Below are 3496 nucleotides of genomic sequence, written 5' to 3'. Positions count from 1 at the left end.
CGTGATGCCGTGCGCAGAATGCTGTCAGGCGCAGCAAGCTGGCGAGACGAGGTTTTACGCCCGCGACAATGGTCAGACTGTTGGCACCGTGAGCCCGGCGAATGAGAATGTGTGGCGCGTCGACGCAACGTCCAAGCTGACCTAGGTCAGGCACCTGCCAGCGAGCATCTTTCTGGAGACCGACATGTCCTTCACTGCTGTTTTCCTGAACAAAGATGGCGACCAGTTCAGCGCGCAACTAAAACGTCTTGAGGACAACGCGCTTGAGAGCAATCCTCTCGCAGAGGGCGAAGTTGTGGTACGCATAGAGCACTCCGGCATCAACTACAAAGACGGGCTGACGATTGCCAACCGTAGTCCTGTCGTGCGCGCGTGGCCGATGGTCGCCGGCGTCGACGGCGCTGGCACTGTTGAGTATTCGTCCAGCACAAAATGGAAAGAAGGCGACCGTGTGGTCGTCACTGGGTGGGGCCTCGGGGAGACACATTGGGGCTGCCTTGCCCAGCGCGCCAGGCTCAAAGCCGACTGGCTCGTCGCGCTGCCGGGCTCTTTCAGCACCTCGGCCGCCATGTCGGTTGGAACGGCCGGCTTAACGGCCATGCTCAGTTGCCTCGCCGTCCGCAACGAAGGCGTGACGCCGGCGTCCGGCGATGTCCTTGTCACCGGCGCGAGCGGTGGTGTCGGCAGCGTCGCCGTCTCCATCCTGAGTTCCTGGGGCTATCGGGTCGTAGCGGCAACCGGCAAGCTGAACGAAGCCGAATACCTCCACTCGCTGGGCGCAGCAGAGATTCTGGACCGGGCTTCACTTACGGCGCCCGGCAAGCCGCTCCAGAAGGAACGATGGGCGGCAGTGGTCGATTCAGTGGGTTCGCATACGCTTGCGAATGCCTGTGCCCAGACGCGATACGGTGGCGTCGTCACGGCCTGCGGTCTGGCTCAGGGCATGGATTTTCCGGCAAGCGTCGCGCCCTTCATCTTGCGCGGCGTAAAACTCGTCGGCATCGATTCCGTGATGTGCCCGATGGAGCGGCGCACGAGCGCCTGGAACGCGCTTGCCAGCGACTTCGATGCCCGCAAGCTTGACGCGTTAACTACGGTCATTGGCCTGGGTGACGTCTTTTCGATTGCCGAGCATATCCTTGCCGGACAGGTGCGAGGAAGAACAGTAGTAGACGTGAATCGGCTGCCTTAAGCGGGCAGGAAAGGCCCAAGAGTGGCGCGCAATTTTGCCAAAGTAAGGACGACGTGGGGACAACCAACTTGGGAGTCACGCGGATGGAAGACGAGCAGAAAGATGGAATGCTTGAGACCCGGCTGGTGAGGGTGCGTGGCATCGTGCAGGGTATCGGCTACCGGGAAGCCTGCGTCCGCCACGCCCATGCGCTGGGCGTTACGGGCTGGGTCCGCAACCGCATGGACGGCTCAGTGGAGGCGATGGTGCAGGGCTCGCCAGAGCAGCTTGCAGATATGTGCTCTTGGCTCAGTGAAGGTATGTCTGCCGCGCTTGTCGACGGACTCGAGGTGACTGAGGTCGCGCCACCGTTCGCCCGGTTCGAACACTTCGAGCGACTGCCGACATTGTAAGGACACGCGATTCGTTTTCCACGTTCGCGGAGACAAGCCCAGCATGGCCCTTCAACGTCTTTCCGTGCAACGAGCAAGACTGTTCCGCGACCACGAGGGCAATGAAAGCGCGCATCGTTGGATACGCCCGGCTTCAGTCCTATAGTGAATTGGCAGTATCCCGGCCGTCAAGGCGCAGCCGCCGCATCCGCGCGAATGCGCGATTGACCCGACGAAGTGAGTTCCGCACTGGTCTCGCGCCTGGCGATATGTGGGCGCTCTCTTTGTGTCCGGCCGCACGCGAGAAATGCGGGTGTCGGCTGAGCAATCTTCGGCGGTCAAACAGACCGTCGCGTTACAGGTCGCCCGCTATCTTCCGTTCTTCACTGTATTCGAGTCGCTCGCAACTCATGCGAACGCTCTCCACAGTGCTGTTGCGGAGTGCTCGATGTCGTGTATCAGCGGGGATGCCGCCGCAACGACCGCTTGCTGCGTGTCCTCCACAATCTGGAGTGTCTGACGCAAATAGCGTTGGAACTCCTTGGCAATGGACACGGCAAAGCTGGGTATCAGCGTGCAGAGGTGCGAGGGAGCAACGCCACGTCCGGCCCCTGCCGCTAATGATTGGCTAGCTGCAATGATTGAGTTTGCGGTGTGCAGATTTAATGCCCACCAGGCTGCAAATCCCGAGACAAGCTCCGAGACTGATTCAAGCCAGGGAGACACCATCTCTACCGTATCGGGGCTTGAGTCGATTGATGGATTGGACCGCATGGGCACTCCTTGAAATGACAGTTCAATGCTGGTTGTCCGCGCCAACCCGAACAGCGCTTTTCGGTAGCGCTAAAAGTATCGTGAGGCCGCCCGCCACCATTATCGCGGCGATGACATAGATACCGTTCGAGAGGCTGCCGGTGTGAGACTTGATGAACCCAAGAAGCGTCGGACTCACGAACCCGCCGATGACACCAATCGAGCTAACAAGGCCGATACCGACGGCAGCGGCTTCCTTGCTGAGATAGGTCGGCGGAATAGCCCAGAATGCAATGCCCGCACCGAACTGGAAGAAGGCAACAAAGCTCAGCACAACCAGACTTGCCGCCAGCGAGGCATGGAGCTGCGTTGTGAACGCGAGGGCAATTGCCGCGACGACGAGCGCACCTCCTACGTGCCAACGGCGTTCCTTGAATCGGTCCGAGCTACGGGTAACCAAGAGCACACCTGCTGCGGCAAATACGTACGGAATCGCCGACAGCCAGCCAATCCGACCGATGTCGCTGACCCCAAACTTTTAATCATCGTCGGCAGCCAGAACGTGAACGTGTAATTCGCGCAAGCCGTGGCAAAGTAGATGAACGCCAGAATCCAGACGCGTGGGTCGGTCACAGCTCTGCGAAACTCGGTCGCTACACTCGCATGGGCGGACGGAGAGCCAGCAGCGTCCGACTCCAGAACACGCTGCACCAAATCTTTCTCTGAATCATTCAGCCAGCCCGCCTCTGACGGCTTGTTCTTCAATGCGAAGTAACACACGATACCGAGTGCCGCTGTCGGGAGGCCCTCCAGGAGGAACATCCACTGCCATCCATTCAATCCGCCGACGCCCGTCAACGACCCCATAATCCATCCGGAAATTGGGCCGCCGATGATTCCGGCGACGGGTATCGCGAACATAAACTGTCCCGTCACTGCGCCTCGTCGCGTGCTGGGATACCAGTACGTCAAGTAAAGAATAATTCCCGGGAAAAAGCCTGCTTCGAAAAGCCCGAGCAAGAAGCGCACGACGTAGAACTGTGTTGGCGTGGCTACGAACATGGTGGCCGCCGAAGTCACTCCCCACAGGAACATGATGCGCAACAGCGTAAGCCGGGCTCCGATACGCTCCAGGAGCAGGTTGCTAGGAACCTCGAATAACAGGTAGCTCAGAAAGAAG

General features: G+C 59.7%; 5 protein-coding genes. 2 read left to right on the top strand and 3 right to left on the bottom strand.

All coding sequences use genetic code 11. The annotated features are described in order from the left end of the window. Positions 1-184: 184 nt before the first annotated feature. On the top strand, positions 185-1192 hold the full coding sequence (acuI, locus tag PQR02_RS39865) for an acrylyl-CoA reductase (NADPH) (protein ID WP_408243299.1): 1008 nt from the start codon (positions 185-187) through the stop codon (positions 1190-1192). An 83-nt stretch (positions 1193-1275) separates the two neighbouring features. Beyond that, positions 1276-1584, top strand: coding sequence for an acylphosphatase (locus PQR02_RS39860; RefSeq protein WP_408243298.1), 309 nt, complete (start codon positions 1276-1278; stop codon positions 1582-1584). Between the two features lie 387 nt (positions 1585-1971). Here PQR02_RS39860 and PQR02_RS39855 read toward each other — a convergent pair whose 3' ends face one another. The 3 genes from PQR02_RS39855 to PQR02_RS39845 form a co-directional block, all read right to left on the bottom strand. Then, entirely contained in the window at positions 1972-2337 is a 366-nt protein-coding gene (locus PQR02_RS39855; protein WP_408243297.1) for a hypothetical protein, read from the bottom strand. A gap of 22 nt (positions 2338-2359) precedes the next feature. Continuing rightward, a complete protein-coding gene (locus tag PQR02_RS39850) occupies positions 2360-2776 on the bottom strand; it encodes an MFS transporter (RefSeq protein ID WP_408243296.1) in 417 nt (138 codons plus the stop codon). Further along, a partial coding sequence (locus tag PQR02_RS39845; RefSeq protein WP_408243295.1) for an MFS transporter occupies positions 2728-3496 on the bottom strand: 769 nt, incomplete at its 5' end. The genes PQR02_RS39845 and PQR02_RS39850, both read right to left, overlap by 49 nt.

Origin of the sequence: Paraburkholderia sediminicola (assembly GCF_046026895.1) — a bacterium.
Lineage (GTDB): Bacteria > Pseudomonadota > Gammaproteobacteria > Burkholderiales > Burkholderiaceae > Paraburkholderia > Paraburkholderia sediminicola_C.
This window is presented reverse-complemented; position numbering and strand designations above follow the sequence as displayed.

Bases quoted from the DNA above. Each gene is read 5' to 3' on its own strand.
- PQR02_RS39860 (WP_408243298.1), top strand. From the start codon at position 1,276: ATGGAAGACGAGCAGAAAGATGGAATGCTTGAGACCCGGCTGGTGAGG.
- PQR02_RS39855 (WP_408243297.1), bottom strand. From the start codon at position 2,337: ATGCGGTCCAATCCATCAATCGACTCAAGCCCCGATACGGTAGAGATG.
- acuI (WP_408243299.1), top strand. From the start codon at position 185: ATGTCCTTCACTGCTGTTTTCCTGAACAAAGATGGCGACCAGTTCAGC.